Source organism: Methylibium sp. (genome assembly GCF_013817365.1).
Taxonomy (GTDB): domain Bacteria; phylum Pseudomonadota; class Gammaproteobacteria; order Burkholderiales; family Burkholderiaceae_C; genus Methylibium.
Window position 1 is genome coordinate 1 of the sequence record NZ_JACDCU010000300.1, and the last position, 5,203, is coordinate 5,203.

The following is a 5,203-nucleotide window of genomic DNA, read 5'->3' on the forward strand; positions in this document are numbered from 1 at the left end:
CTTCAGCCGAGGCCACGTCGGCCACGGCTGCGTCGAGCTCCACGCGCAGCAGCACCGGCGCATCGCCCTCGGCGCTGCCGAGCGCCGCGCGCAGCGTCAGCCGCCCGTTGCCTTGCCAGTGCGCGTGCGCAGCCAGCGGCATGCTGCAACTGCCGCCGAGCTGGCGCGAGACCGCACGCTCGGCGTGCACGGCCAGCCACGCAGGTGCGTCCTTGAGCGACTGCAGGGCGGACCAAAGGAGCGGATGTCGCTCGGCGCAATCGGCGTGCACTTCGATGCCTAGCGCGCCTTGACCCGCGGCGGGGATCATCGCGTCGGACGCGAACACGCTGCGGATGCGAGCGGACAAGCCGAGTCGTTTCAGGCCGGCGGCGGCCAGCACGATGGCGTCAAAGTGGCCCTCGTCGAGTTTGCGCAGCCGGGTGTCGAGGTTGCCGCGCAGCGGCTCGATGCGCAGGTCGGGCCGCTGCGCACGCAGCTGGCTCGCGCGGCGCAGGCTGGAAGTGCCGACCACCGCACCGGCCGGCAGCGCGGCCAAGCCGTCATGGCGCGGCGACACCCAGGCGTCCCGCGGGTCCTCGCGCTCCAGCACCGCCGCGAGCACGAAGCCGGCCGGCAGGTCCATCGGCACGTCCTTGAGCGAATGCACCGCGAGATGCGCCGCGCCGCTTTCGATCGCCGTCTCCAGCTCCTTGACGAACAAGCCCTTGCCGCCCACCTTGCTCAGCGCGCGGTCGAGGATCTGGTCGCCGCGCGTGGTCATGCCGAGCAGTTCCACCGGCGCCTGCAGCCGGGCCTGCAGCAGCCCGCGCACATGCTCGGCCTGCCACAGTGCGAGGCGGCTTTCTCGCGTGGCGATGATCCATCGGGAGGCTTGCGGATTCATCGCTCGATGCTAGCAGCGGCCGAACGCGGGCCGCTCCGCTGGCACGGCCGCTGCTAGCATTCCTCGCCTTCGAGCCGCCCCTTTTTCCGAGCCGACTTCATGCCTTCTTCTTCCCGCCGTTCGACCGCCCCTGCCGACGACGAGAACCGCCCGCTGATCGAAGACATCCGCCTGCTCGGGCGCATCCTCGGCGACGTGATCCGCGAACAGGAAGGCGTGGCGGCCTTCGAGCTGATCGAGCGCATCCGCCAGCTCGCCGTGGCCTACCGGCTCAAGCGCGATGCGCAGGCCGGCCGCTCGCTCGACCGGCTGCTCAAGAACCTGTCGGTCGACCAGGCCGTCTCGGTCGTGCGCGCGTTCAGCTACTTCTCACACCTGGCCAACCTCGCCGAGGACCGCCACAACGTGCGCCAGCGCGAGCGCGACGAACGCAGCGGCATTGCGCTGCAGGGCTCGCTGGCAATGAGCTTCGAGCGACTGGCGCGGCGCGGGGTGCGTGCGTCCGACATTGCCGAAACGCTGGCCCATGCCTACCTCTCGCCCGTGCTCACGGCGCACCCGACCGAGGTGCAGCGCAAGAGCGTGCTCGACGCCGAGCGCGCCGTGGCCGAGCTGATCGGCGCGCGCGACGCGCTGCCGACCGAGCGCGAGCGCGCCGCCAACGAGCAGCACCTGCGCGCGCGCGTCACGCAGCTCTGGCAGACGCGCCTGTTGCGCACCTCCAAGCTCAGCGTGGCCAACGAGATCGACAACGCGCTGAGCTACTACCAGAGCACCTTCCTGCGCCAGATCCCGCTGCTCTACGGCGAGATCGAACAGATGCTGCCCGGCTTCGAGATCGCGCCGTTCCTGCGCATGGGCAACTGGATCGGCGGCGACCGCGACGGCAACCCCAACGTCAGCGCCGAAACGCTGCGCTTCGCGCTGGCACGTCACAGCGAAACCGTGCTGCGCTTTTACCTGACCGAAGTGCACGCGCTCGGGGGGGAGCTGTCGATGTCGGGCCTGCTGGTCAAGGTGACGCCGGCGCTGCGCTCGCTCGCCGAACGCTCGGGCGACCGCAGCGAGCACCGCGTCGACGAGCCCTACCGCCGCGCGCTGATCGGCGTGTATGCGCGCCTGGCCGGCACGCTGCACGCGCTGACCGGCACCGAGGCCCTGCGCCATGCGATCGCACCGTCCGAGCCCTACGGCGCTGCCTCGGAACTGCTGGAGGACCTGCGCGCGGTCGAAGCCTCGCTCGCCTCGCACTTCGGCGCCGCGCTCGCCGTGGGCCGCCTGCGCCCGCTGATCCGCGCCGTGCAGGTGTTCGGCTTTCACCTGGCGACGATCGATCTGCGACAGAGCTCCGACCAGCACGAGGCAGTGCTCGCCGAGCTGCTGGCTACCGCGCGCATCGAAGCCGACTATTGCGCATTGCCGGAGGACGCCAAGATCGCCTTGCTGCTGCGCCTGCTGTCCGACGCGCGCGGCCTGCAGGTGCGCGAAGCCGCCTACAGCGAGCGCACCCGCGGCGAGCTGGCGATCTTCGAGGCGGCGCGCGAACTGCGGCAACGATTCGGCTCCGCCGCAATCCGCCACTGCATCATTTCGCACACCGAGACGGTGAGCGACCTGCTCGAGGTGCTGCTGCTGCAAAAGGAATGCGGGCTGCTCCACGGCACACTCGATGCGCAGGGCGAAAGCGCCGACGCGGCGCGTGCCGATCTCATCGTCGTGCCGCTGTTCGAGACCATCGCCGACCTGCGCCGCGCCGCGCCGATCATGCGCGAGTTCTATGCCTTGCCCGGCGTGCTGCCCATGATCCTGCGCGGCCGCGCAGACCAGTACGACGAGCAGGACGTGATGCTCGGCTACTCCGACAGCAACAAGGACGGCGGCTTCTTCACGAGCAATTGGGAGCTCTACCGCGCGGAGACGGCGCTGGTCGAGTTGTTCGAGCCGCTCAAGCGCGAAAAAGGCCTGCGGCTGCGCCTGTTCCATGGCCGCGGCGGCACCGTCGGCCGCGGCGGCGGGCCGAGCTACGAGGCCATCCTGGCGCAGCCGCCCGGCACGGTGAACGGGCAGATCCGACTGACCGAACAAGGGGAAGTGATCGCCTCGAAATACGCCAACCCGCGCATCGGCCGGCGCAATCTGGAAACGCTGGTGGCCGCCACGCTCGAGGCCACCTTGCTGCCGCCGCGGCGCAAGGCACCGCAACTCTTTCTCGACGCCGCCGCCGAACTCTCGACGCTCGGCATGGCCGCCTACCGCGGGCTGGTCTACGAGACGCCGGGCTTTGCCGACTACTTCTTCGCCGCCACGCCGATCCGCGAGATCGCCGAACTCAACATCGGCTCGCGGCCGGCGGCCCGGCCCAAGGAAGGCCATGCCAAGCCCGCCATCGAAGATCTGCGGGCGATTCCCTGGGGTTTCTCGTGGGGGCAGTGCCGCATCGCACTGCCGGGCTGGTACGGCTTCGGCTCGGCGGTCGAGCGCTTTCTGGCCGGCACGGCGCCGAAGGCTGCCAAAGGCGCACGGGCCGAGAGGCTGGCGCTGCTGCAGCGCATGCACGCGCAGTGGCCGTTCTTCACCACGCTGCTGTCCAACATGGACATGGTGCTGGCCAAGAGCGATCTGGCCGTGGCCCTGCGCTACGTGGAGTTGGTGCCCGACAAGCGCGCTGCCCGCAAGATCTTCGCGCAGATCCAGGCCGAGTGGGACCGCACGCAGGTAGCGCTCTCGCAGATCACCGGCGAGACGCGGCGTCTGGCAAGCAACCCGGCGCTAGCGCGCTCGATCGAATACCGCTTTCCCTATCTCGATCCGCTCAACCACCTGCAGGTCGAACTGATGCGCCGCTACCGGGCGCAACGCGCCGAAGGCGAGCCGCACGAGCGCGTGCAGCGCGGTATCCACATGTCGATCAACGGCGTGGCAGCCGGTTTGCGCAATTCGGGTTAGGACCTGTCGGCACGACGGCGCGACTCAAAAACGCCGGTTCGTCAGCGGCGGTGCCTCGCCGGTGTGGTCATGGCCGATGCCGTGTTCGTCACCGTGGTGGTCGTGCTCATCACCGGCGCCGCCGTGATCGTGCGACAAGCCCGACAACAACGCGATCATGCTGATGCCCACGGCCAGCCAGGCGAGTTGCGTCACGGTGTCGCGCCAGGCCAGGCGGCGCTGCAGCTGCGGGATCAAATCGGCCACGGCCACGTAGATGAAGCTGCTCGAGGCGATCACCAGCAGGAACGGCAACCACTGCTGGAAAGGCTGGATCACGAAGTAGCCGAAAACGCCGCCGACCACCGCCGCCATTCCCGACATCGCGTTGTAGGCCAGGGCGCGCGTGCGAGAGAAGCCGGCATTGAGCAGCACGATGTAGTCGCCCACCTCCTGCGGAATCTCGTGGGCGATCACCGCGGCAGCGGTGATCACGCCGAGCCGGACATCGACGAGGAAGGCGGTCGCGATCAGCACGCCGTCGCAGAAGTTGTGGATGCCGTCGCCGAGCAGCACGCTCCAGCCGCCGCGCCCGGCCTGCTCGGCGTCGAAGTGGTGGTGGTGGTGATGGCCATCCCCCTCGTGGTGGTGACTGTGGCGGTAGAGCTCGACCTTCTCGAGCAGGAAGAAGAACAGCAGTCCGCCGAGCAGCGTGGCGAACAGGGCCTGCGGAGATGCGCTGGTCGTCTCGAAAGCTTCCGGCAGCATCTTGAGCAAGGCCGTACCGAGCAGCACCCCGGCCGACAGGCTCACCAGATGGCGCACGATCAGCTTGAGCACCGACAAGGTCAGCGAGGCGGCGATCACGACCGACAGCACGCCGCCGGCGAAGGTGGCCAAAATGATCCAGAGCAGCGTGTTGGACATCTTCTTCCGTATGCCTCGACCAAAAAAACACGCGCCTCGCAAAAGCGCGACGCGCGAACTCGAAAAAAAACCGCGCCGACGAAGGGCGCGGTTGCCGCCGAGCGTTGTCGCCGGATCAGCCCACGCCGTGCATCTTCAACCACGCCAAACAGCGCTTCCAGCCGTCCTCGGCAGCCTCTTTGCGATAGCTCGGCCGGTAATCGGCATGAAATGCGTGTGGCGCATCGGGGTAGATCACGAACTCCGACTTGCGCGCCGCCGGGGTGCCACCCGCCAAAACTGATTTCATCTTATCAATAGTGTCAAGCGGGATGCCGTTGTCCTGCCCGCCGTACAAGCCCAGCACCGGGGCGCGTAGGAAGCTGGGGACGTCGATCGGGTGAATGGGCGTCAGCGCCCGGGCTTCGCCGACAAGCCGCCCGTACCAGGCCACCCCGGCCTTCACGCGCGGATTGCGCGCCGCGT

At 68.7% G+C, this 5,203-nt stretch carries 4 protein-coding genes; 1 reads left to right on the forward strand and 3 read right to left on the reverse strand.

Features of this window, described 5'->3' with window-relative positions; genetic code table 11:
• A partial coding sequence (gene hemC / locus H0W38_RS16070; RefSeq protein ID WP_292455908.1) for a hydroxymethylbilane synthase occupies positions 1-886 on the reverse strand: 886 nt, incomplete at its 3' end.
• Positions 887-985: 99 nt separating this feature from the next.
• Here hemC and ppc point away from each other — a divergent pair.
• On the forward strand, positions 986-3,832 hold the full coding sequence (gene ppc, locus H0W38_RS16075) for a phosphoenolpyruvate carboxylase (protein ID WP_292455912.1): 2,847 nt from the start codon (positions 986-988) through the stop codon (positions 3,830-3,832).
• A gap of 24 nt (positions 3,833-3,856) precedes the next feature.
• On the opposite strand, the gene H0W38_RS16080 is transcribed toward ppc, so the two are convergent.
• Both H0W38_RS16080 and H0W38_RS16085 read right to left on the reverse strand, forming a co-directional pair.
• The gene (locus tag H0W38_RS16080) at positions 3,857-4,738 is read right to left on the reverse strand and encodes a ZIP family metal transporter (protein ID WP_292455914.1); all 882 of its coding nucleotides are present in this window, start codon (positions 4,736-4,738) and stop codon (positions 3,857-3,859) included.
• Between the two features lie 115 nt (positions 4,739-4,853).
• Positions 4,854-5,203: dienelactone hydrolase family protein (locus H0W38_RS16085; protein ID WP_292455918.1), on the reverse strand; the 350-nt coding region annotated here is incomplete at its 5' end.

What these genes read in the sequence shown, in the direction of transcription:
- ppc (WP_292455912.1), top strand. Translation starts at nt 986, where the DNA reads ATGCCTTCTTCTTCCCGCCGTTCGACCGCCCCTGCCGACGACGAGAAC.
- H0W38_RS16080 (WP_292455914.1), bottom strand. Translation starts at nt 4,738, where the DNA reads ATGTCCAACACGCTGCTCTGGATCATTTTGGCCACCTTCGCCGGCGGC.